Source organism: Streptosporangium sp. NBC_01469, from assembly GCF_036227305.1.
Classification (GTDB): Bacteria; Actinomycetota; Actinomycetes; order Streptosporangiales; family Streptosporangiaceae; genus Streptosporangium.
In genome coordinates this window covers 3799005-3820961 of the sequence record NZ_CP109465.1, presented here as the reverse complement: position 1 = coordinate 3820961, position 21957 = coordinate 3799005, and the positions used below count along the sequence as shown (strand labels likewise).

Sequence of the window (21957 nt, the reverse complement as noted above, 5' to 3'; positions counted from 1 at the left end):
AACGTCGCGCTAGGCGTGCCAGATGGCCGCGAGCTGCCGGGTGGCCAGGCGGGCCGGGATCGCCCGCAGCAGGGTGTCGCGCGCCCAGGCGGCGGCCCCGGTCTGGGAGGTCAGCCGCGACTGCCGCTCCGCGGCCCGCATCAGCCGGTTGGCGCGCGGGCGGCGCTGCGCGTCGTAGCGCAGCAGCCGCTCGGCCACCTCGGCGGGCCCGGCCCCCAACAGGTGGTGGGCGAGCGCGGCGGCGTCCTCGAAGGCCTGGCTGGCGCCCTGACCGAGGTCGGGCGTCATGGCGTGCGCGGCGTCGCCGAGCAGCGCGATCCTGCCGGTCGCGAACGTCGGCAGCGGCTCGGCCAGGCAGGCGATCGGGTCGACGTAGACGTCGTCGGCCGCGGTGGCCGCCAGCAGCGCGGGGACGGCCGGGTGCCAGTCGGCCATCAGCGCCAGCATCTGCTCGCGCGCCTCCTCCGGCCCCGGGACGGGCTCCGGCAGCACGGAGTCGGTGAACCAGTAGAGCCCGTCCGCGCCCATGGGGAACAACCCGAACATCGCCCCGGTGCGCCGGTCCAGCAGGATGCCGGCCAGCAGCTCCCTCACGTCCAGCCCCGCGGGACGAAACAGGGTGCCGCGCAGGTCCATGCGGCCGATCCTGCGCGACCCGCCGTGACCGGGGAACAGCTGCCCGCGCAGCCTGCTGCCGATCCCGTCGGCCACGATCACCGCGTCCGCCTCGTCGACGCGCTCGCCCCCGCTGAACACCGCCACTCCGTCCGCGCCGGGCTCCAGCCGCTCCACCGGTGTCGCGGTCCGCACCGTCTCGGCGGGCAGCGGGGCCCGCAGGGTGCGGTGCAGCTCCGCCCGGTCGGCCACGATCATCGACCCGACCTCGCGCTGCGCCCGCACGGCGTCGGTGATCAGCAGCGGCCGCCCGCGCCAGTCGCGCAGACCGGCGCTGCGGGCGGGGGTGGACCGACCCCTCATGTCGTAGCCGAGCTCCTCCAGCGCCCGGAGCCCGTTGGGCATGATCACCACGCCGGTGCCCGCCTCGCGGAGCTCGGCGCCCCGCTCGTAGAGGGTCACCCGATGTCCCTGACGGTGCAGACCCACTGCGGCCGCCACCCCGCCCAGCCCGGCACCGACCACGACGACGCGCATGACATCACTCCATTCACTACGATCGTACTACTACGGTTATTGGTAGCATGGCGGGGTGCCGCCCACCAATCCAGCCCGCCGCCAGGCCCTGACGGACGCCGCCATCGATTTGCTGGCGGCCTCGGGGGTGCACGGGGTGACCCATCGCGCGGTGGAGAGGGAGGCGGGGCTGCCGACCGGTACGGCCTCCAACTACTTCCGCAGCCGCGAGGCGCTGCTGGTGGCCGCCGCCGAGCGGGTGGTCGAGCTCCACCTGGCCGACATGGACCAGGCGGCCGAGCACCGACCCGCGGGCGGCGCCGACCTGGTGGAGATGCTGACCGAGTCGTTGCTCACGGCGGCGACCACGCTGCGCCACCGCTACCTTGCGATCTTCGAGCTACAGCTGGAGGCGGTGCGCCGCCCGGTGTTGGCCGCGGCGCTGGCGGGGCTGCAGGAGGTCGCGGTGCGTTTCACCGCCGCGCATCACGACCAGCTGGGGCTGAAGATCGCGCGCGAGAAGGTCCCCGCGCTCATCGCGCTCTACGGCAGCGCCCTGTTCACCCTGGTCAGCGCGCCTCCCGGCAGTGTCACCCGGCCCGCCGTCGAGGTCATCGTCGACACCATGGTGTACGGCGCGGCCGTACCGGACGACTAGCGCGGGAACGTGGCCGAGGCCGCATCGAGCGCCTTCGAGTGGCTTTGAGTGGCTTCAGTGGCTTCGAGTGGCTTCGAGTGGCTTCGAGTGGCTTCGCGTGACAAGGTCCGTCGCGCCTGAGTGGCATGGTCCGCGATGGCCGGGTGACCCGATTCACGGCGTTCGGAAAACCCGAAAAAGGAGATAAGTACCTTTAGGCGGTACGGTAATGATGCATCCGTAACGCCCCCTGGAGTAACGCCGTGTTCTTTGGCATCACCGACATCTGGACCTACGTGGCCGGTGCCTTCTTCATCATCCTGTTGCCCGGCCCGAACTCGCTGTACGTGCTCAGCACCGCCGCCCAGCGCGGGGTGCGGCAGGGCTACCGGGGGGCGATGGGGGTCTTCGTCGGCGACACCGTCCTGATGGTGCTGGCGGCGGCGGGGGTCGCCTCCCTGCTGAGGTCGACGCCGATCCTGTTCAACGTCGTCAAGTACGCCGGTGCGGCCTACCTCGCGTGGATCGGGTTCCAGATGCTCCGGTCGGCCTGGCGCTCCTGGCGCTCTCCCGATGCCGGGAGCGGGACCGCGGAGGCGACCTCCGACCGGGAGCGAGCCGCGGAGAGCCCCTTCCGCAAGGCCCTGATCGTCAGCCTGATGAACCCGAAGGCGATCCTGTTCTTCATCTCGTTCTTCATCCAGTTCGTGGACCCGGCCTACGGCACTCCCGCGCTGTCGTTCCTGATCCTGGGTGCGATCTGCCAGCTGTTCAGCGCGCTCTACCTGTCGGTGCTGATCTTCGGCGGTACGTTCCTGGCCGACCGGTTCCGGGCCCGGCGCGGGCTGTCGGCCGGGCTGCGGACGGGCGTGGGCGCGCTGTTCATCGGCTTCGGGGCGAGGCTCGCCACCGCGACCCTCGGCTGACGCCGCTCACCGCGAACCCTGACCACGCCGACCACCAGGACCCATGGTCACGCCCCTCAGCCATCCCTGCGGCGCGCCCCTCGGCCACGCCGGTGACCGTGAACCGTGGTCATGCCGGCCACCGCGACCCCTGACCACGCCGGCCCCGGCTACCCCGAGCCCTGGTTGGCCTTGATCGCGACGCTGACGAGGGAGAGGAACAGCTCGGCGTCGGCCCGGCCCTCGATGGACATGGCCACCCACCCGGCGTCGGCGCCGGGGGTGACCCGGTGGCAGTCGGTGAGCACCCGCGCCCATCGGTCGATCACGGGTTTGGTGAGGAGCAACTCCGCGGTGTGGTCACCGGACATCCTGACGATCTCCCGGCCGCCGGCCCGGAATCCCAGCCCTTTTCTGGTGCGCTTCAGCGCCAGGTCCGGCCAGCGGACGAGCTGGGCCGCCACATTCTCGACACCCTCGGTGGAACGGCGGGACGCGTGCGTGCGCAGCACTGCCATGTCTCTCATCGTCGCGGACCGGACCCGATCAGGAAAGCTCCCGTTTCTTAACCGTTACCGGGATAGTGATCCTTTTTGTGAATCGTAATGATCCTCACCGTTCTCAACCGTTATTGCAGTGTTATTGAGTTGTTTTCACGAGAGCACGAGCCGAGGTCAGGTACGGTGAGTGGCCGGTGAACATCCGGAAGTAGCCCTCTCCAGCAACCCCCTGCGACGGCCTGACATGCCCGTGTCATGCCGGGGTAGGCGAGAACGCCCAGCGTCTGCCACCGCACCAGCCCGTGGAGCGTCATGAGCCACCAGCCCATCGTCCTCCCCCGCCTCGCCGCTCTCGCCAGGCAGGCGGTGCCGAAGCTGCTGGAGGGCGTCGTCGCCCCCCTCGCCGTCTTCTACACCGCGCTGGCCCTCCTCGGTCTGAAGGGCGCGCTGGTCGCGGCGGTCACCTGGGTGTACGCGGGGGTGGGGTGGCGGCTGGTCCGGCGGATCCCGGTGCCCGGGACGATGATCCTCGCCGTCATCGCGATCACCGTGCGGGCGCTGCTGGGCTTCTGGACCGGGAGCGCGGTGATCTACTTCCTCCAGCCGGAGCTCGGGACGATCTGCATCAGCGTGGTCTTCCTCGCCTCGGTGCGGCTCAACCGCCCGCTGGTGCAGAAGCTGACCCTCGACTACATCCACCTGCCCTCGGCGGTGCTGAAACACGAGCGGGTCCGCCGGTTCTTCGCCCGCATCACCCTGCTGTGGGCCTTCGTGCTGCTGGCCAACTCCGCGGTGAGCATCTGGCTCCTGCTGCACGAGTCGATCGGCACCTACCTGCTGGTCCGCACCACCGCCGTGGCCGCGATCAGCGGCCTGGCGGTGGCCTTCTCGCTGTACGCCTTCCGCCGGATGCTGCGCCGCCTGCACTACGACCCCGTCACCACCCCGGCCATCGCCGCCCCGTCCGCCTAGGACGACCGTTCCCCCCGCCGAGTGGGGATCCGGCTCCCCCGTACGGAAACCGCCGCGCGGTAGACGGACGAAGAAGGGGGCAGGAGGTTCTCATGGTCATCGCGCGACAACCGAAACGCTGGGCCGGGTTGCCGGTATTCGCCGCCGCGCTCGTGCTGGTGGCGGTGGTGGGGTCGCTGGCGGCCGTCAACGCCGGCGGTGAGTACCTGTCGCTGGAGCGGCCGGCCTGGGCGCCGCCGCAGTGGCTGTTCGGCCCCGCCTGGACGGTCCTGTACGTCATGATCGCCCTGTCCGGCTGGCTCGCCTGGTCGGCGCGCGGCCTGACCCCGGCGCTCGGCGTCTACGCGGTCCAGCTGGTCCTCAACGCGGCCTGGACGCCGCTGTTCTTCGGTGCCGGGCAGTACGGCCTGGCGTTCGCGGAGATCGTCGTCCTCTGGTTCGCGATCGTGCTCACCATCGTGCTGTTCCGGCGGATCAGCCGCCCGGCCGCCTGGCTGCTGGTGCCCTATCTGCTCTGGGTGACGTACGCGGCCTCGCTGAACCTCGCCATCTGGCAGCTCAACTGAGCCGCGTCTCCCCCTTGAGGAGGAGGGACCCCCCGACTGAAGAGGGGGTGACTCAAGCCGTTCGATCGATGTGGCCGGCTGCGTCCGGTTCCTAGAGTCGACGGGACGGACCCCCGGTGATCTCAGGGGCGTGCTCTGCGAACACCGGGGTTCCTCCCCGATGCCCCGGGGCTCACCGGGCCGTCAGCCTGCTGCGTGAGACATCCACGACCCCCCGGCTGGAGCCCGACGTGACACAGGCCATCCTTGACATCCTGCACGACGTGATGACATCTCCATGGATCTACCTGGCGCTGTTCGCGCTGGCGATGCTCGACGGGTTCTTTCCCGTGGTCCCGGCGGAGACGTCCGTCATCACGGCCGGGGTGTTCGCCGCCGCCACCGGGGCGCCCGACCTGTTCCTGGTGATCGTGGTGGCCGCGCTGGGCGCGTTCGCGGGTGACCACATCTCGTACGCCATCGGGCGTACCACCAACGACCGGCTGCGCAACGGCAGGCGCAGCCGCAAGGCGTTCGCCTGGGCGGAGCGGGCGCTGGCCGAGCGGGGCGGGCTCGTCCTCGTGGTGGCCCGCTACATTCCCGGCGGCCGGACCGCCTGCACCCTGACCATGGGCGCGGTCGCCTATCCCCGGCGCTCGTTCGCCCTCTTCGACGCCGTCGCCGCAGTGTCCTGGGCGGTCTACTCGGGGCTGATCGGCTACGTGGGCGGCGCGGCCTTCGAGAACGACCCGATCAAGGGGCTGCTGCTCGGTCTCGGCATCGCCCTGGGCATCACCGCCGTGGTCGAGGTCGTCCGCTACCTCCGCCACCGCCGCACCGCGCCGCAGGTGAAGGCGGAGCTGGTCACCTCCCGTGACTGACGGCGGGTCGGCGCGACTGCGTGACGCGGAAGCGCCCGGACACGAAGGCGTCGTCGGTGAGGGAGGCGTTCCCCGCCGGATTGAGCCCGCTGACGTGGTAGTCGCTGAAGGCGGCGGAGAAGTTGAGCGGCATCGGGCCGGTGAGGTTGGAGGTCAGCGCGGCGCCCGCGAGGGCGAAGGCGTCCTCGGCCCGGCCGACGAAATCCTCGTCGACCGAGTAGCAGAAGGCAGTGATCGCGCCCTTGTCCCGGGCGTCGGCGGAGGCCGTCCGCAGCGCGGCCTCCCGGTCCTCGGCGGGGACGAGGAAGGCGACCGGCCCGAACCGTTCCTCGCCGTAGACCACCGGGTCTTCGGTGGCGAGCAGCAGCGGCCCGCTGGTGCGCGCCGCGGGGAACTCCGGGTGCTCGTACGGCGCGGCGTCCAGTAGCACGCCGCCCCGGCCGCGCAGCTCGTCCAGCAGGGCGGGCCAGGCGGCCAGGACGGCCGCTTCCAGAGCCGTGCCGAACGCCCTGTGTTCATGACCGCTTCCAGATCAGGGTGTGCCACCGGTCGTCCTCGGCGGCGGCCAGGACCAGGCGGTCGCCGTCGGCGTTCAGCTCGCGGACCTGGACGGTGCCGGAGAGGGCCGGGTTGAGCGCCACCTCGACGTCGTGGGCGACGTGACCGTCGCGGACCTCGTAGCGACCCGCGTAGGCGAAGAACGACGTGAACGCCCCGGCCAGCGCCTCCGGGGGCGCCCGCCGTGGAGTGGCGCCGGGCAGCGGGGCGCGCCCGGCCCGCGCGATGGTCGCACTCATGTGGCCGTCGGGGGTGTAGCAGAGCAGGCCCACCGCGTCCGTGCCGAAGGGGTGCGAGACCCGTCCCTCCGCACTGACGATCCGCCACTCGACCAGGCGCCAGGCGCCCACGAGATCCATGCCCGCGAAACTACGATAAGAAAAGCCAGCAGGTCAACAGCCCCGACGCGAATCTCGGGGAATTCCCTGCGAAGTCAGGGTGAACCCCTATGGCTCCGGCACCTCCCCGCAGGGGACGCTTCGACTGTTCACCGCAAGCCCCTTAACGGACGCCTCCACGAGGTGATCCGGTCATCTCGCCATGTCTTCATCTGCTTGGGAGGAGTGCGCATGACTGTGCTGGCGGCCGGCCTGGCGTTGCTGGGATCCCTGTTCTTCGCACTCGGTGCCGCGCTGCAGCAGTTCGAGGCGGCGAGGACGCCCCGCGCCGGCCTCGGCCATCTGGTGAGGCGCCCCCGATGGCTGCTCGGCGGCCTGTCCATCGCGGGCGGCACGGCCCTGCACATCGTCGCGCTGAAGTACGGCCCGCTCACCCTGGTGCAGCCGATGGGCGTGGCCAGCCTCCTGTTCGCCCTGCCCTGCGCCGCCGCCCTGCAACACCGCAGGCCGCGGCCCGGCGAGCTGGCCTCGGCGGGGGTGATCGCCATCGGACTCATCGGCCTGGTGATGGTCGTGCCCGAGCACAGCGGGGAGCCTCATCTCAGCACCGGGGAGGCGGTGACCCTGCTCGCGGGGGCGGCCACCGCCGCCCTGGTGCTGTGGGTCCTCGCCAGGCAGGTCTCACCGGCCGCGCGGGCCTGCCTGCTCGCCATGGGGGCGGGTGTGCTGTACGGCGCGACGGCCACACTCACCCGGGTCCTGGTCGACGGCAACTGGGAGTTCTGGTTCCTGCTCGCCGTCCCGATGCCCGCCCTGATCGCGCTGGTGCTGCTCCAGCGCGCCTACGCCGTCGGCCACTTCGGCGTGGCGTTCGCCGCCCTGCAGGTGGCCGATCCCCTCACCGCCGTCGCCTTCGGCGCCCTCCTGCTCGGCGAGCCCCTGCCGACGGGCGCGGCGAGCACGCTCACCGCGCTGGCGGCGGCCGCTCTCACCGCCGCCGGAACCGTCGCGCTGGCCCGTACCACCCCGATGTCCCCCTCACACGAAGTGACAGCACGATGAACGGAGCACCGATGGCGATGTCAGCCACGTCAGCCACCACCCTGCGGACCCCCGTGCAGGGACCGGCCCTCCTCACCGCCCGGCCCCGCCGGGTGCTGATCGGGGCCGACACCTACCCGCCGGACGTGAACGGTGCCGCCTACTTCGCCCACCGGCTGGCCCAGGGCCTGGCCGAGCGGGGAAACGAGGTCCACGTGGTGTGCGCCTCGGACGAGGGACCGGGCAGGACCGAGCAGGTGGACGGGGTGACCGTGCACAGGCTGCGCTCGGCGCCGACGCTGGTCCACCCCACCATGCGGATCACGGTGCCGACCCGGCTGGACCGGCTGATCGGCAGGATCGCCCCCGACGTGGTCCACGTGCAGGCGCACTTCGTCGTCGGCCGCGCGGCCATCTCCGCCTCCCGGCGCGTGGGCGTCCCCGTCGTGGCGACCAACCACTTCATGCCGGACAACCTCTTCCAGTTCGCGCACATCCCCGGCCGGCTCCGCGAGAAGGCGGGCGCGCTGGCCTGGAAGGACTTCAACCGCGTCTTCTCCAAGGCCGACCGCGTCACCACGCCCACCGAGATCGCGGCCGGGCTGCTCACGGGCAAGGGCTTCGGCCCGCCGGTGGAGCCCATCTCCTGCGGCATCGACCTGGCGAGGTTCCAGCCGCGCGCCGAGCCGAAGGCGTGGGCCCGCAGGGCCTTCGGCCTGCCCGACCGGGACACGATCGTGTTCGTCGGCCGGCTGGACGAGGAGAAGAGGCTGGACGAGCTCATCCGCGCCCTGCCGCACGTGCTCAACGGCGCCGACGCGCAGATCGCGCTGGCGGGCACCGGCGGCCAGCGGGCCGCGCTCACCAGGCTGGCCGACCGGATCGGGGTCGGGGACCGGGTGTCCTTCCTCGGGTTCGTCCCCGACGAGACGCTGCCCCAGGTGTACGCCGCCGGCGACGTCTTCGCCATGCCGGGCGTCGCGGAGCTGCAGAGCATCGCCACGCTGGAGGCCATGGCCAGCGGCCTGCCGATCGTCGCCGCGGACGCGATGGCCCTGCCGCACCTGGTACGGCCCGGCGAGAACGGCCACCTGTTCCAGCCCGGCGACGTCCAGGAACTGGCCCGGCACCTGGGCGCCCTGCTCGCCTCACCCCGGCTGCGGGCCACGATGGGCGCCGCGAGCCGCTCCATCGCGCTGACCCACGACCACCAGGCCTCCCTGACCAGGTTCGAGCGGATCTACCAGGAGGTGGCGCGATGAGGTCCGAGACGATCCGCCGGAAGGTGGGGCCGGACTTCGAGACGGCCCGCCGGGTGATGGGACCGAGCCTCAGCGCGATCCACCGGAAGGCCGGCCCATGAGCTCCGAGACGATCCAGCGGGAGGCGGGGCGACGAACTCCGAGGCGACCTGCCAGGAGGCGGGGCGACGAACTCCGAAATGACCCGCCAGGAGGTGGCGCGATGAGCGAGGGCCCGCCGTCCCGCTGGCCGGGCGTGGCCGGGCCGCTGCTCGCCCTGGCCGCGATGGGCTACGCGCACCTGGTCGCGGCGGACACGGTGAATCCGTTCAACGGCCTGATCAGCGACTACGCGCTGCGCGACGACAGCGCCTGGGCGACGATGGGCGGCACGCTCGCCCTGGCCATGGGCTGCCTCTGGGTCGCGTACCTGCTGGCCTGGGTGGAACCGGTGCGCGGCGCGGCGGCGCGCGCGCTGTTCGTGGCCGCGGCGCTGGGACTCCTTCTCACCGCCGCGTTCCCCACCGACGCGGCGCCCGGCGTCGTCTCCGTCGCCGGGGAGATCCACCGCTGGTCGGCGGCCGTGGTCTTCACCGCGCTGCCCTGCGCGGGATGGATGCTCGGCCGCCGGTCGGGGAACGGGCCCCTGGCGGCGGTCTCCGTCCTGTCGACGGTGCTCCTCGCCTGGTTCCTGGCCGCCCACCCCGGCTCGCTGACCTCGGACCTGATCGACGGTGCCGACCACTACGGCCTGGTGGAACGGCTGCTGGTGCTCTCCGAGATGGCGCTGGTCCTCATGGCCGCCCTCTGGGCGGACCACCGCGACGGCGTGGCCGACCGGCCGGGCGTGCGGGCGCGGGGCATGACGATTCCCGCCCAGCCCGGCCCGGACGACACCCGGCATCCTCGCCGGCCGATCGGTCTCGGCTGACGGCGAAGCGGCTCCCTTGAATCGCCCACGGGTGAGTAAATGAGACATGCAACACGTACTGATTACGGCCTTACCTACGCTAACGTAGGTTACGGTTGCGTAGTCTTCGAGGGAGAAACCTGATGCGAGAGTTCAGTGAGACCGAGCTGCTGCTCGAACTTGAGCCTGTCGTCGCGGGGGAGCTGGACCGGCACCACAAGGTGGCCAAGGAGTGGTTCCCGCACGAGTATGTCCCCTGGTCGGAGGGGCGAAACTACGACGGCCTCTACGGCGGGGACGCCTGGGTCGAGACCGACACCAAGATCCCCGAGGAAGCCCGCATCTCCCTCATCGTCAACCTGCTGACCGAGGACAACCTCCCCAGCTACCACCACGAGATCGCCACGACCCTGGGTCGCGACGCGGCGTGGGGAACCTGGGTGCACCGCTGGACCGCCGAGGAGGGCCGCCACGGCACCGCCATCCGCGACTACCTGACGGTCACCCGCGCGGTCGACCCGGTCGCGCTGGAGCGGGCCCGGATGGTGCACATGAGCGAGGGCTTCACCAACTCCTACGAGGGCGTGCTCGCCTCGGTGGCGTACGTCTCCTTCCAGGAGCTGGCCACCCGCATCTCGCACCGCAACACCGGCAAGGCATCCGAGGACCCGAACTGCGAGCGGCTGCTCGCCAGGATCGCCGCCGACGAGAACCTGCACATGCTCTTCTACCGCAACCTGCTCAGCGCGGCCTTCCAGCTCGCCCCCGACCAGACCATGCGCGCCGTGACCGACGTCGTCACCACTTTCCAGATGCCGGGAACCGGCATCGAGGGCTTCACCCGCAAGGCCATGACCATCGCCCACGCCGGGATCTACGACACGCGCCTGCACATCGACGACGTGCTGCAGCCGGTGCTGCGCCAGTGGGACGTGTTCAACATGCAGAACCTCGGCGCCGACGGTGAGAAGGCCCGCGAGGAGCTGGCCGACTTCCTCGCCAAGCTGGAGACCACCGCCTCCCGCTTCGTCGAGCGCCGCGAGGCCCGCCGCGCCCGCGAGGCCGCCACCGCCTGATCCCCTCCCTCACGGGGACCGCCTGAGGCGGTCCCCCGGGTGTTCACACCTCGCACCGGGCGGACGCTCGTCGCCCGCGTACCCGAGCGCCTCAGGCGGCGGAGACCAGCTCGCGGGCCGGGGAGCTGTCGGCCCCCGGCCGCAGGCTGCGCAGGAAGGCCAGTACGAGCAGCGCGGCCAGGCCGGTCGTGACCGGGGGGACGAGGAAGGCGAGCGCCGCGCCGAAGCGGTCCACGAGCTGGCCCGCGACGGCCGCCCCGGCGGCGATGCCCACCCCGACGGAGCCGTTGAGCCAGGTGAAGGCCTCGGTCCTGACCTCGGCCGGGACAAGGCCCTCGACCAGGGTGTAGCCGGTGATGACGGCCGGGGCGATGACGAACCCGGCCACGGCGGCTCCGGCGTACAGCGGCGGGACCGATCCGGCGAGCGTCAGGGCGACGGTGGCCGCGGAGAGCAGTCCGAGGGTGGCGGCCAGCCTGGCCGGGGCGCCGATCCGCCAGCGGACCACGCCGTAGAGGATGCCCCCGACGAAACTGGCGCCGGAGAAGGTCGCGTACACCGTTCCGGCGGCGGTGGCCTGACCGAGGGCCGCGGTGTAGGAGGTGACGCCGACCTGGAGGCTGCCGAAGACGGTACCGAGGGCGACGAAGGCCCCCGCGAGCACGGCCACCCCGCGCAGCCGCAGCACGCCGCGCCGCGAACGGACCCGGACCGGCATCGGCTCGGGCGCTCCCCTGCGGACCCCGGCGAACGCGAGCGTCCCCACCACGACCATGACGAGCGCCACCGACAGTGCCCACACCGGTGAGAACCCGGTCGAGATGGCCACGAGCAGCACCGGAGCGAGGGTGAAGGTCAGCTCGTCGGTGATGGATTCGAGGGCGAAGGCCGTGTCCAGCCTGCCCGACCCGCCGAGCACGTACGCCCAGCGGGCACGGACCATCGAGCCGACCTGCGGCATCGTGGCCCCGGCCAGCGCCGAGACGACCACCAGCGAGACCGCCGGGGCGTGTGCCGAGGCGAGCACCAGCAGGGCGCCCAACGCGGCGGCGTGCACGACGACCTGCGGGACCAGCACCCTCGCCTGGCCGTACCTGTCGGCCAGCCGCCCGGTCCGCGGGCCGACCAGCGCGGGCGCCACCGCGGCAGCGGCGGCGGCGACACCGGCCGCGCCGTACGAGCCGGTGGACCAGTGCACGAGCAGCAGCACACCGAGCTGGAGCATCGCGTTCGGAAGGCGCGCGACGAAGGCGGGAAGCAGGAAGCGCCACGCCCCGGGCGAGCCGAGCACGGCGAAGTACGAGGTCAACAGATCTCCGTCCATCATCCAGACGGAGACTCCGCCCGGTTCGGGAGCCCGCCGGAGTGGCGGGCTTCGACCGGGGTTGATACCGCTCTCGCGGCCGCCGAGCGGTCATCGTGTGCGTCCATCCCGAACGCACCGACGAGCTACCTTATGCCACGAACCTCCCTTCTCTCACATTCGAGGGTCGGGAAGTGTGCGAGGGCCGGGAATGGCGGTTGGCAGTTCTTCACCCGGCAGACCAGATCGTGATCTTCGGCAGATCGGAAGGCAACCCTTCGGCGGATCGAAAGCCGACAGGCCGTCATCGAGCGCGACCGGCGACGTCCTCCGCTCGGCCGGAGGCCGGAAGCGAGTCCCACGGGGAGCCGGTGCCGACGGCCGATCGCAGTGACGGCCAGGTGAGGACCGCGAGGGCGGCGGCCAGGGCGGCGACGGCCACCATCGCCCCCGGCAGTCCCGTCGTCTCGGCCCAGCGACCGACGTAGACCGGACCGGCGAGGAACCCCAGGTAGGCCACGGTGGTCACCACGGACGTCGCCCTCCCCCTGGCGGCCTCGCCCACGTGTGCCGCGACGACCCCCATCAGCATGGGGAAGAGCACCGCCGTACCGACCGCGGCCAGGGCCAGTCCCAGCAGGACCACCGGGACGGCCGTCGCGACGGACACCAGCGTGGTCCCGGCGGCGGCCGTCACGGCGCCGCAGACGAGCACGGTCGCAGCGTGCCGGGAACCGACCGCACCGGCCGCGAAGCGGGTGAGGGCGACGACGGCGGCGAAGACCGCCGGACCGGCCGAGGCGAGCGCGGGACCCGCGCCGGCCACGTCGGCCAGGTAGACCGCGCCCCAGCTCTGGTGGGCGTTCTCCACCGCGAAGGCCAGCGCGCCCAGGCCGCCGACCACGAGCAACGGGAACAGGCGCACGGCGTACCCCGGGTATCCCCGCCGCCCACCGTCCCGGGCGGCCCCCGCCGCGACCGGGCCGGTCTCCTCGGTGACCGAAGCGGCCCCCGCCGGGTACGGAACGGTTCCGTCGGCGACCGGGGTGGCCCTCACCGGATCCGGGACGGTTCCCTCCATGACCGAAACGGCTCCGGCCTGGCCCGGGACGGTTCCGTCGGTGACCGGAGCGGCCGAGGCGGCTCGCCAGTCGGCCACGACGCTGAATGCCGCGCCGACCGCAGCTCCCGCGACCAGCAGGAACGGCACGACGACCGGCACCCCCAGGCCGCCGAGCAGCAGCCCGGCGGAGAGGCTGCCGACCACCACCATGGTGGAGAAGGTGCCGTGCGCGCGGGTGATGACCGGCCTGCCGGACGCCCGCTCCGCCGAGGCCGCCGCCGAGTTGATCGCGACGTCGGCCGCCCCCGAGGAGGCGCCGAGCAGCGCCAGTCCCGCCGACAGGCTCCAGAAGTCACGGCCGGCCACGGCCACCAGCGTCCCCACCGCGCCGAGCGTCACCAGCAGGAGCGCGGCCACCCGTAGCCCCCAGCGGTCAACCGCCCTGCCGGTGACGAGCATCGCGGGCAGCGCCCCCGCCCCGACGAACAGCAGCGCCGTACCCAACTGCCCGTCGCTGAGCTCCGCCTGAGCGCGGATCGCGGGCACCGAGGCACCCCACACCCCCCAGAAAACACCGAACGCGGCGAACCCCATATAAGCGGTACGCGCCTGGATTCCGCCCTTTCCGCCTGACATGCGTGTAACGATACACAAATCAGCTGTGTATCGATACACAGATATCCTCGGCCCATGAGCGGACGGACGGCGCGACGCCGGGTGACCATGGCCGAGGTCGCCCGCGCGGCAGGGGTGTCGGTGATGACCGTCTCGTACGCCTACGGCCAGCCGGGCCGGGTCTCCGACGAGGCGCGGGCCAAGGTCCGCGAGGCCGCCGAACGCCTCGGCTACCCGGGCCCGCACCCCGGCGCGCGGTCACTGCGCAGCGGCCGGACCCGTAACCTGGGCGTCGTCCTCGGCGAGCACCTCACCTACGCCTTCGACGACCCGCAGGCAGCCCGCTTCCTGTCCGGCGTCGCCCAGGTCTGCGCCGACCACAGCATGGCGCTCACCCTCGTCCCCGTCACCGGAAGCCCCTCCGACGTCGACCGGGTCACCGAGGCCGCCGTCGACGCCTTCGTGGTCTGGACGACCGCCGACGACGACCCCGTCATCGACGCCATCTCCGCCACCGGCCTGCCCGCCGTGGTCCACGGGGGCCCGCGCCGCGACGGCCTCTCCTTCGTCGCCGCCGACGACCGCGCCGCCGCCACGGCCGTGGGCCGCGAGGTCTTCGCAGGGGCACGGCGCCCTGGGGTGCTGAGCTTTCCCCTTAACCGCGCGAGGCTCTCCGGTGTCACCTCCGGCGCACCCTTGGACGATGCCGCGCCTGCCGGATCCGGCACCTTGCCGCCGGGCGGGATCGATCCGGACGCCTCGACCTTCCGAGTCACCCGCCAGCGCCTGCGCGGCTACCGCGACGCCTGGGCCGGGACCGGCGGCGACTGGTCACAGGTCCGGGTGGCCGTCTGCTCTACCAACAACACGCACGAGGCCGAGGCACTCGCGGGCGAACTGCTCACCGGCCCGTACGCCTGCGACGCGATCGCCGCCATGGGCGACGAGCTGGCCCTCGGCGTCCTGCGCGCCGCCACCCGCCTGGGCCTGGCCGTGCCCGGCGACCTCACCCTCAGCGGCTGGGACGACTCCGACGCCGCCGCCCCGGCCGGGCTCACCACCGTCGCCCAATCCCTCCGCGACCAGGGCGCCCGCTGCGCCCGTACCGCCCTCGGCCACCCCACCCCCGCTGACCGGGACGACGAGGTCGCCTGGCACCTAATAAGCCGCGAATCCACCCAAAGACCATGAAGGCGATATTTATCTATTCAGGGATCAAAAGGGCGCAGGCTTTTCTGTGTAAGTAGCTCGGAGGAGCTTCTCTGTTTGTGGGGTTCGAAGGTCCCGTGAACCTCTGGCAACTTTCCCTGTTCCCGCACCCGACATCTCGCCGATCGGTACTCTCACGTCTCGAAGACAGCAAGCCGCCTTCATGAATACGAGGTTGCCATGGGCGAACATGCGGTCAAAAAGAAGATCAAAATCAAGAGTGTTGCCTGGCCAGCAGCAGCGATATTGATCGCAGCCGCGATCTGGCGGTACCAGCACTCCAGCAGGTCTATACAGATCTCAGTACACACATAGAAGACAAAACAGTCTCTGCTTTTCGGACTAGCCCCCTTCGCTCGTAAGCGATATTTCCGCGATAACCGAACTATTCGGACATTGCGGTCTCATTGCGGTTCTGTTTATCGCGTTCGCAGGTGCGCGCAAGGCGCTTCCGCAGCCCCCATTGCTGCCGGTATCGCGGGCGGGTCCAATTCTGTCGGTCCCGCCTGCCACTCTCTCTCCAAGCAATTTCTGGTGGTCAGGCGACACAAGGAGGTGTCCGCAGTGGGCACGAGTCTTTCGGCGCGTCTTCTGGACGCGCTCGGCGATGACAGGAAGCACACGGCACTGGTGGTGCAGGCCAGATATCAACCGGTCGGCGGTGAGGGCAACGTCGTGATGCCCCCCACCTTCCCCACCGACAAGAACGAGAAGGACCTCACGAAGAAGTACGTCATCGCCGATCGTCTGGTCGACGGCGAGCAGGTCAAGACCGTGACAATCGACCAGGAGCAGTCCCAGTCCAACCGGCTGGAGGAGGCCCTGCGCGACGCCCGCGACGGAGGCCGTCTCACCCTGCCGATGTTCGAGCTCCGGACGAAGACGTCCCGGGGCGAGATCCGGCTGACCTCGCTCGACTTCCCCCACCGGTACGCCGACGCCTACCTGCGCGACAGCACGATCGGAGGGGTTCGCTTCGACCAGAGCGTGATCGGCGAGCGGCTGCGTGCCGTCAGCGTGACCGACGTCCGGCCGCTGTTCGAGCGGGAGCCCCTGTCCCTCGTGCTCGGCGCGTGGGACTCCCACCGCAAGGGGCGCTGGCCCAAGTTCGCCCGCCTCTACACCGCGACCATGTACGGCGTGGCCCCTCACTTCGGCGCGAGACGCGGCGGGCGGCTCGATCCGCAGAACCTCACCGGCTCGGTCGACGACAAGGCCAAGGCGGAGAACCACTGGAAGTTCGTCGCCGACGGGGAGAAGAAGAAGGGCGGCAAGCTCAGCGAGATCGGGCACGGCAACATCGCCCCCAACCCGGTGCCGGGTGGAGCCACCGTCAAGGAGATCCGCCGGATCGCGAGCATCTCCTTCGCGGGCCTTGAGCGTCTGCGCTTCGGTGACGCCTCCGCCGAAGCCTGCGTGGCCGGCCGCGCCACGCTCGCCGCCCTCACACTCGTCGGCGACCGGCTGGCGTTCGGACGCCCGTCGGTCTGGTTGCGCTCGGGCTGCGACCTGGCCAAGGCGTCCGAGACGGTCGGCCTGGAGCTTCCGGGCGGCAGCGCCGACGAGCTTGAGGTGTCGGTACGAGAGGCGCTGGACACCTATCACGAGCTGCGCGACGAGGCGGCCCGGCTGGGTGTGCTGATGGCCGACGACACGATCGAGGTCACTCCGATCCCCTCGCTCCAGCAGGCGATCGAGTTCGCCTTCGCCCAGTCCGCCGCCGACGAGGAGTAGCAGCCGTGGCGCTCACTCTCACGGTGCGGCTGCGCCATGGCCGCTACGACGCCGGTGACATGCGGCCCAGTCGGGCCGAATGGCCCCCTCACCCGGCCCGGCTGTTCTGCGCCCTGGCCGCCTCGGCGGTGCAGGCGGACGACTGGGACGCCCTGCGCTGGCTGGAACGCGCCGGGGCACCGGTGGTACGCGCGGCCATGGACGACGCGCGACCGGGCAGGACCGACTCCTACGTGGTGACGAACCAGACCGAGCAGAAGAGCGGCAGCCAGAGCTGGCCGGGCCGCACGAACGGGGCACGTAGCCGCGCGTTCGTCACCCCGGCCTGTGACCAGTTCGCCGTGGTGTGGCCGGGCGCCGACCCCGACCCCGGCGTGCTCGCCAAGCTCGGCGCCCTGGCCCGTCGGGTGCCGTACGTCGGCCGCTCGACCAGCCAGGCCGAGGTGACCGTGACCGACTCCCTGCCCGACGACGAATCGGCCTGGTCGGAGCTGGCCCCGGTCGCACTCGGCACCCCCGGCGCGATCGAGCTGCGCGTGCCCTACGTCGGATACACCGACGCGCTCCAAGACGCCTACAACCGTGGCGGGAGAGCGTGGGAGGCCGCGCGGGCGCTGCCGTACTCGCAAGTCGTGGCGATGGAAGAACCCGTCCCGACACACCTCTCCCCCTGGGACGACCTCATCGTCTGGGGATTCGAGCGGCCCAGCGCCCGCATCAGCGGCGACCAGGTCGCCCGGCTCACGCTCGCCCTGCGCAAAGCCGTCATGTCCAGGGTCACCGAGCCGATCCCCGCCCAGGTGAGCGGGCACGGGGCTGACGATAAGACCCACGTCGCCTTCCTCGCGCTTCCCGACATCGACCAGCCACACTCCGACGGCCACCTCCTGGGAGTGGCGCTGGCACTCCCCCGCCACATGCCCGCCGAAGACTGGAACCGGCTGGCCAAGGCCGTCATGGCCGACCCGCTGACCAGGCTCACCCCCTGGCCCGGTGAGCCTCTACGGCTCGGCCAGGGGCAGAACCTGCGCACCCTGCGTCGCGGCCGGTGGACCGGCCGATCGGAGGGGACCCGCACCTGGGTCACGGCCACCCCGATGATGACCGACAGCTTCGCCCGTCCCGGCCGCTCGTACGAGCAGATGGTCGCCAAGTCGCTACGCCGGGCCGGTTTCCCCGACGTCACCAACGTCGAGGTCTCGACGGCGCCGCTGACGCGCGGCGCGATCTGGCGTCCCCGCCCAGGGTCCCTCCCTGCCAACCGGCCGAAGAAGCCCATCGTGCACGCCAGGGTCACCTTTGACCGGCCGGTGGTGGGGCCGGTGATCGCAGGTTCCCTGCGCTACCTCGGCCTCGGCCTCTTCGTTCCCGAGGGGGGCTCCGGATGAGTGCCTTCACCGTCACGGACTTCCCCGCCTTCTATGAGGAGGTTCACGGCTACGAACCATTCCCCTGGCAATTCGAGCTTCTCAAGCGGGTGGTCGAAGAGGGCTGGCCAGAACTGATCGATATCCCCACGGGCCTGGGCAAAACATCCGTAATCGATGTCGCCCTCTTCGCGGCGGCCCTCGGCAGAGTTCAGAAACAGACCGGAGTGCCCAGACGCGTCTTCTTCGTGGTCGACCGTCGGCTCATCGTCGACGAGGCGTACCAGCACGCCGCGTCCATCGCCAAAGCTCTCCGCACCCCCGAAGACGACAGCTTCGCGGCCAAGGTCGCCGCCGCCCTCCGGATGGATGGAGACATCGCCGGAACTCCGGTGGAGGTGACCCGGATGCGCGGCGGGGTCAACTGGTCGTGGCGGTGGGTCGAGCGACCTGACCGGCACGCGATCGTCGTCGGAACCGTCGACCAGGTGGGCAGCCGGTTCCTCTTCCGCGGCTACGGCGTCGGAGAATACCTGCGCCCGATCGACGCGGCGCTGGTGGGCACCGACAGCCTGATCGTGGTGGACGAGGCCCACCTCTCGGAGGCGTTCCTGGCCAGCGTGCGCGGGGCCACGACCTGTGACGAGACGCCGGCCCCGATCCGTCCGGTCGTGGTCAGCATGTCCGCCAGCCCCGAGGCCGATATCGCCAACGTGCACGGCATCACCGAGGCGGACGAGAACCACGAGGAAGCGTCCAAGAGGTTGAAGGCGGCCAAACGGCTCCACCTGGTGGATGTGCCGACCACCAAGGCCAACACGGCGAAGGTGATGCCCGACGCCCTGGCCCACTGGGCGCGGGAGCTTCACCGCAAACACCCGGTCGTCGGTGTCGTCGTCAACACCGTGGCGCGGGCGCGGGCCGTGTTCGAGCTCCTGCGCACCGACCGCGAGAGCCGCTGCGTGCTGCTGACCGGCAAGATCCGTCCGCTCGACCGCGACTATCTGCTGGCCAACCACTACGAGCGCATCAGGGCAGGCCGGAAACGCGCATCCGCCGAGCCGATGTACGTCATAGCGACCCAGACGATCGAAGTCGGCGCAAATATCGACTTAGACGCACTTGTGACTGAATCATCCTCTTTGCCCGCGCTCATCCAGCGCCTCGGCCGCCTGAACCGCCTCGGCGACCAGAAGACCGTGGCCTCGGCGGTCGTGCTGCACGGCTCGGCGGATTCCGACGGCGTGTACGACACGGCCCGTCCGGCGACCTGGGCCTGGTTGTGCGAGCAGGGCGGCACACCCCTCACCCACTCGCAGAAGGCGCGACTCCCCGCCGAACCGGGCATGGACGTCTTCCCCTCGGCACTGCGCGCACTGGTGCGAGCCATGCCCCCCGGTCAGTGGGCGACGCTGCGGGAGCCCCGCTCCTACGTCCCCTTCCTGGGCCGCGCCCACCTGGACGTCTGGGCCCGCACCTCGCCGATCCCCATCAACGATATCCCGGTGGATTTTTACCTGCACGGAATCGAGCGGGAGAGACCTCAGGTGACGGTGGTCTGGCGCGACCTCCCCGACGACGAGAAACTGTGGCCCGACCTCGTCGGCCTGGTGCCCCCGACCTCGGCCGAGAGCATCGAGCTGCCACTCCCCTACGTCAGACGCTGGCTCCGCGGGGAAACGGGCGGCGACGACATCAGCGACCTGGAGGCCGAGCACCTCCCCGACGTCCCCGTCCCGCCCGGCGGCAGGTCCGTGCTGCGCTACCGCCCACGCGGCAGCGCCGAAGTGGTCGACCCCGCGAAAATCCGCGCGTCCGATCTCGTCGTCGTCCCCACCTCTTATGGCGGCTGTGACGAGTACGGCTGGCATCCCGACAGCCGCGAGCCCGCGATCGACATCGCCGACCTCGCGCAGCCCGGCGTCCGGGGAGGAATGACGATCCGCGTCGGCCCGAGCCTGGTCCGTGCCATGGAGACCTACGCTCCCGACCTCGCCCCCGAGGTCGCGGCCTGGGTCGAACGCCTGCGAACCGACCACCAGGACGCCCCCGCCCCGGACCCCACGCTGTCGCTCCAATCAACGCTGAGCAAACCTCAGCCAGGTCAGGACGAGCTGCCTCACCTGACGATGCTCAGACGGCTCACCGGCAGCTCCCGGGGCCGGCTGATCGACCACATCGACACCGGCACCCTCCTCCTGTCATTCGGAACCGCCTCGTTCCGTGAGGACACCACCGCCGCAGGGTCCTCCATCTCCTCCACGAAGCTCTCGCTGGTCGTCCACCAGCAAGAGGTGGCGAAGAAGGCCGAGGAGTTCGCCCGAAACCTGGGCATGGAGCCAGAAGTCATCCGGGCCATCAGGTTGGCCGCAATATGGCATGACGAGGGCAAACGCGACCCGCGCTTCCAAATCATGCTTCACGGCGGCGACCGCTGGGCGGCAGCGGCCAGCGACGAACCGCTCGCGAAGTCAGGCATGAACCCCAGCGACCGCGCCGTCTTCCGGCAAGCCCGCCGGAGAGCGTCTTACCCGGGCCCGATGCGCCACGAGGTGCTCTCCACCCAGATCGCGACAGCATTACTGGCCGACGTACCCGATGTCGACCACGACCTGGTCCTGCACCTCGTCGCCAGCCACCACGGACGGAGCCGCCCGCTGTTCCCTCCGGTCATCGACCCCGCGCCGACCACCAAAATCGAGCGGGACGGCCGGCCGATCGAGGTCGACACCTCCCGATCGGTCGACTGGACGTCTCCGGGCCGCTTCGAGCGCCTCAATCAGCGCTACGGCCGCTGGGGGCTCGCCCGGATGGAAGCCGTGGTTCGACTGGCCGACATCTGGTGCTCGGCTCTCAGCGAGGAGCGGACATGACGACTTTCAGCACGGAGCTCCCCGCCCTCGACGGACGAGACCCGCTCGGCTTCCTCGCCGCCCTGGGCCTCCTGCGCGTCTGCGCCGACATCTGCCGCGTGCCGACGGCGCTCTCCTTCTCCGACACCGCCGCCTGCGCGATCCTGCACAGCCCGTACGAGACGGCCGAGGAGGTAGCAGACGCTCTGCGCGGTGTTGTCGCGTCGATCCCCGACTCGGCCGTTCTCCCCGATGGCGGAGCCGGTTTCCCACCACCGTCCGGCTCGGGAAAAGATCCGCTGCGCCGATCCCGCGAGGACTTCCACCAGCTGATGGCAAGCCATCCCGAGGCTGCGGAGACCTGGCTGCCCTCCCTGGTCACCGACCTCGCCCTCGACAAGCAGGGACGCTGCGCCATCACGCCGTTCACCGCCCCCAGCGGGCAGCAGAAGCTACGGACCTTCTTCGAGAAACCCCTGGAAGCGGTACGGAACGAGCCTCAGCGACTGCTGGAAGCCCTCGTCGGCTGGCGACGTGTCGAAGGATTCACCGGCGAATACCTCGACCACCGGGTGCTGCGCAGCAACAGCGACGACACCGAGGGCCGCCCCGGCCGGGAGAGCGGCGTCCCCGGAGCAACCTGGCTGGCCACCATGGCCCTGCCCCTCCTCCGCATCACCGGCGACGGCCACCGCCTCCGCGCCACCCTCTGGCACCGAACAGGCTCCGCCTCCGTCATGCTCTGGCCCCTCTGGCGCCCCGCCCTCGATCTCCCCTCTGTGAGGTGTCTCCTCGACCATCGCGCCCTCGCCCCCCGCGACCGCACCCCCACGGTCGACTCCGCCATGTGGCCGACCCTCGGCGTCTTCAACGTCTACGGAGCGGAACGCCAACGCATCCCCGGCCGCAACTTCGATGGCGTCCTGGCGCCACTTCCCGTGACTGTCACCTAATTGCGGGCGCGTACGCATGACTCGCCATTTGAAAACTACATAGCGCCCGATCCCCGCCCCGATGGGGATCTTGTCTTGCTCCATCTGCCCCGGCGGCGGTTAGGAACCTCAAGCACGCCCACTTTT

The 21957-nt window shown here is 71.0% G+C and carries 20 protein-coding genes; 14 read left to right on the top strand and 6 right to left on the bottom strand.

The window, feature by feature from the left end:
* Positions 1 to 9: 9 nt before the first annotated feature.
* The gene (locus OG587_RS17220) at positions 10 to 1152 is read right to left on the bottom strand and encodes an FAD-dependent oxidoreductase (protein WP_329091476.1); all 1143 of its coding nucleotides are present in this window, start codon (positions 1150 to 1152) and stop codon (positions 10 to 12) included.
* Between the two features lie 55 nt (positions 1153 to 1207).
* Here OG587_RS17220 and OG587_RS17215 point away from each other — a divergent pair, with 55 nt between their 5' ends.
* Together OG587_RS17215 and leuE are read left to right on the top strand one after the other, a co-directional pair.
* Complete coding sequence (locus tag OG587_RS17215) at positions 1208 to 1789, top strand: TetR/AcrR family transcriptional regulator (protein ID WP_329091474.1); 582 nt, start codon at positions 1208 to 1210, stop codon at positions 1787 to 1789.
* 242 nt (positions 1790 to 2031) lie between these two features.
* Positions 2032 to 2694: a leucine efflux protein LeuE gene (leuE, locus tag OG587_RS17210; protein WP_329091472.1), complete on the top strand. Its 663-nt coding sequence runs from the start codon at positions 2032 to 2034 to the stop codon at positions 2692 to 2694.
* A 149-nt stretch (positions 2695 to 2843) separates the two neighbouring features.
* On the opposite strand, the gene OG587_RS17205 is transcribed toward leuE, so the two are convergent.
* Positions 2844 to 3191: a luciferase domain-containing protein gene (locus tag OG587_RS17205; RefSeq protein WP_329091471.1), complete on the bottom strand. Its 348-nt coding sequence runs from the start codon at positions 3189 to 3191 to the stop codon at positions 2844 to 2846.
* 294 nt (positions 3192 to 3485) lie between these two features.
* Between OG587_RS17205 and OG587_RS17200 the strand changes: the two genes are divergently transcribed.
* The 3 genes from OG587_RS17200 (at position 3486) to OG587_RS17190 (ending at position 5571) form a co-directional block, all read left to right on the top strand.
* Complete coding sequence (locus OG587_RS17200; RefSeq protein ID WP_329091470.1) at positions 3486 to 4145, top strand: VC0807 family protein; 660 nt, start codon at positions 3486 to 3488, stop codon at positions 4143 to 4145.
* A 92-nt stretch (positions 4146 to 4237) separates the two neighbouring features.
* The gene (locus OG587_RS17195; RefSeq protein ID WP_329091468.1) at positions 4238 to 4711 is read left to right on the top strand and encodes a TspO/MBR family protein; all 474 of its coding nucleotides are present in this window, start codon (positions 4238 to 4240) and stop codon (positions 4709 to 4711) included.
* 230 nt (positions 4712 to 4941) lie between these two features.
* Positions 4942 to 5571 (top strand): DedA family protein, encoded by a 630-nt coding sequence (locus OG587_RS17190; RefSeq protein WP_329091467.1) that lies wholly within the window; start codon positions 4942 to 4944, stop codon positions 5569 to 5571.
* Here the strand turns inward: OG587_RS17190 and OG587_RS17185 are convergent.
* Together OG587_RS17185 and OG587_RS17180 are read right to left on the bottom strand one after the other, a co-directional pair.
* Positions 5555 to 6001, bottom strand: a complete 447-nt coding sequence (locus tag OG587_RS17185; RefSeq protein ID WP_329091465.1) for a hypothetical protein — start codon at positions 5999 to 6001, stop codon at positions 5555 to 5557. The two genes, OG587_RS17190 and OG587_RS17185, sit on opposite strands and share 17 nt — an antisense overlap.
* Positions 6002 to 6086: 85 nt before the next feature.
* The gene (locus OG587_RS17180) at positions 6087 to 6488 is read right to left on the bottom strand and encodes a lipocalin-like domain-containing protein (protein WP_329091463.1); all 402 of its coding nucleotides are present in this window, start codon (positions 6486 to 6488) and stop codon (positions 6087 to 6089) included.
* 210 nt (positions 6489 to 6698) lie between these two features.
* On the opposite strand from OG587_RS17180, the gene OG587_RS17175 reads away from it, so the two are divergent.
* The 4 genes from OG587_RS17175 to OG587_RS17160 all read left to right on the top strand — a co-directional run bounded on the left by OG587_RS17175 (position 6699) and on the right by OG587_RS17160 (position 10735).
* Positions 6699 to 7529: a DMT family transporter gene (locus OG587_RS17175; protein ID WP_329091461.1), complete on the top strand. Its 831-nt coding sequence runs from the start codon at positions 6699 to 6701 to the stop codon at positions 7527 to 7529.
* A gap of 11 nt (positions 7530 to 7540) precedes the next feature.
* Positions 7541 to 8770 (top strand): glycosyltransferase, encoded by a 1230-nt coding sequence (locus tag OG587_RS17170; RefSeq protein WP_329091459.1) that lies wholly within the window; start codon positions 7541 to 7543, stop codon positions 8768 to 8770.
* A gap of 202 nt (positions 8771 to 8972) precedes the next feature.
* On the top strand, positions 8973 to 9680 hold the full coding sequence (locus OG587_RS17165; RefSeq protein WP_329091457.1) for a DUF998 domain-containing protein: 708 nt from the start codon (positions 8973 to 8975) through the stop codon (positions 9678 to 9680).
* Positions 9681 to 9802: 122 nt separating this feature from the next.
* Positions 9803 to 10735, top strand: a complete 933-nt coding sequence (locus OG587_RS17160; protein ID WP_329091455.1) for an acyl-ACP desaturase — start codon at positions 9803 to 9805, stop codon at positions 10733 to 10735.
* A 91-nt stretch (positions 10736 to 10826) separates the two neighbouring features.
* Here OG587_RS17160 and OG587_RS17155 read toward each other — a convergent pair whose 3' ends face one another.
* Together OG587_RS17155 and OG587_RS17150 are read right to left on the bottom strand one after the other, a co-directional pair.
* Entirely contained in the window at positions 10827 to 12044 is a 1218-nt protein-coding gene (locus OG587_RS17155) for an MFS transporter (protein WP_329091452.1), read from the bottom strand.
* A gap of 298 nt (positions 12045 to 12342) precedes the next feature.
* Positions 12343 to 13737: an MFS transporter gene (locus tag OG587_RS17150; RefSeq protein WP_329091450.1), complete on the bottom strand. Its 1395-nt coding sequence runs from the start codon at positions 13735 to 13737 to the stop codon at positions 12343 to 12345.
* Between the two features lie 54 nt (positions 13738 to 13791).
* Here OG587_RS17150 and OG587_RS17145 point away from each other — a divergent pair, with 54 nt between their 5' ends.
* The 5 genes from OG587_RS17145 (at position 13792) to OG587_RS17125 (ending at position 21831) form a co-directional block, all read left to right on the top strand.
* The gene (locus OG587_RS17145) at positions 13792 to 14907 is read left to right on the top strand and encodes a LacI family DNA-binding transcriptional regulator (protein ID WP_329091448.1); all 1116 of its coding nucleotides are present in this window, start codon (positions 13792 to 13794) and stop codon (positions 14905 to 14907) included.
* A 582-nt stretch (positions 14908 to 15489) separates the two neighbouring features.
* On the top strand, positions 15490 to 16659 hold the full coding sequence (cas7g, locus tag OG587_RS17140) for a type I-G CRISPR-associated RAMP protein Csb1/Cas7g (protein WP_329091446.1): 1170 nt from the start codon (positions 15490 to 15492) through the stop codon (positions 16657 to 16659).
* Positions 16660 to 16664: 5 nt separating this feature from the next.
* Positions 16665 to 18047 (top strand): type I-G CRISPR-associated protein Csb2, encoded by a 1383-nt coding sequence (gene csb2 / locus OG587_RS17135; protein WP_329091445.1) that lies wholly within the window; start codon positions 16665 to 16667, stop codon positions 18045 to 18047.
* Entirely contained in the window at positions 18044 to 20899 is a 2856-nt protein-coding gene (gene cas3g, locus OG587_RS17130; protein WP_329091443.1) for a type I-G CRISPR-associated helicase/endonuclease Cas3g, read from the top strand. The genes csb2 and cas3g overlap by 4 nt, the downstream gene beginning before the upstream one ends.
* The gene (locus tag OG587_RS17125) at positions 20896 to 21831 is read left to right on the top strand and encodes a type I-G CRISPR-associated protein, Cas3-extension family (protein WP_329091441.1); all 936 of its coding nucleotides are present in this window, start codon (positions 20896 to 20898) and stop codon (positions 21829 to 21831) included. The genes cas3g and OG587_RS17125 overlap by 4 nt, the downstream gene beginning before the upstream one ends.
* Positions 21832 to 21957 lie beyond the last annotated feature (126 nt).

Excerpts from the sequence above, each read along its gene's own strand:
- OG587_RS17220 (WP_329091476.1), bottom strand. The coding sequence starts at position 1,152 with ATGCGCGTCGTCGTGGTCGGTGCCGGGCTGGGCGGGGTGGCGGCCGCA.
- OG587_RS17205 (WP_329091471.1), bottom strand. The coding sequence starts at position 3,191 with ATGGCAGTGCTGCGCACGCACGCGTCCCGCCGTTCCACCGAGGGTGTC.
- OG587_RS17200 (WP_329091470.1), top strand. The coding sequence starts at position 3,486 with ATGAGCCACCAGCCCATCGTCCTCCCCCGCCTCGCCGCTCTCGCCAGG.
- OG587_RS17195 (WP_329091468.1), top strand. The coding sequence starts at position 4,238 with ATGGTCATCGCGCGACAACCGAAACGCTGGGCCGGGTTGCCGGTATTC.
- OG587_RS17180 (WP_329091463.1), bottom strand. The coding sequence starts at position 6,488 with ATGGATCTCGTGGGCGCCTGGCGCCTGGTCGAGTGGCGGATCGTCAGT.
- OG587_RS17175 (WP_329091461.1), top strand. The coding sequence starts at position 6,699 with ATGACTGTGCTGGCGGCCGGCCTGGCGTTGCTGGGATCCCTGTTCTTC.
- OG587_RS17170 (WP_329091459.1), top strand. The coding sequence starts at position 7,541 with ATGGCGATGTCAGCCACGTCAGCCACCACCCTGCGGACCCCCGTGCAG.
- OG587_RS17165 (WP_329091457.1), top strand. The coding sequence starts at position 8,973 with ATGAGCGAGGGCCCGCCGTCCCGCTGGCCGGGCGTGGCCGGGCCGCTG.
- OG587_RS17160 (WP_329091455.1), top strand. The coding sequence starts at position 9,803 with ATGCGAGAGTTCAGTGAGACCGAGCTGCTGCTCGAACTTGAGCCTGTC.
- OG587_RS17150 (WP_329091450.1), bottom strand. The coding sequence starts at position 13,737 with ATGTCAGGCGGAAAGGGCGGAATCCAGGCGCGTACCGCTTATATGGGG.
- OG587_RS17145 (WP_329091448.1), top strand. The coding sequence starts at position 13,792 with ATGAGCGGACGGACGGCGCGACGCCGGGTGACCATGGCCGAGGTCGCC.
- cas3g (WP_329091443.1), top strand. The coding sequence starts at position 18,044 with ATGAGTGCCTTCACCGTCACGGACTTCCCCGCCTTCTATGAGGAGGTT.
- OG587_RS17125 (WP_329091441.1), top strand. The coding sequence starts at position 20,896 with ATGACGACTTTCAGCACGGAGCTCCCCGCCCTCGACGGACGAGACCCG.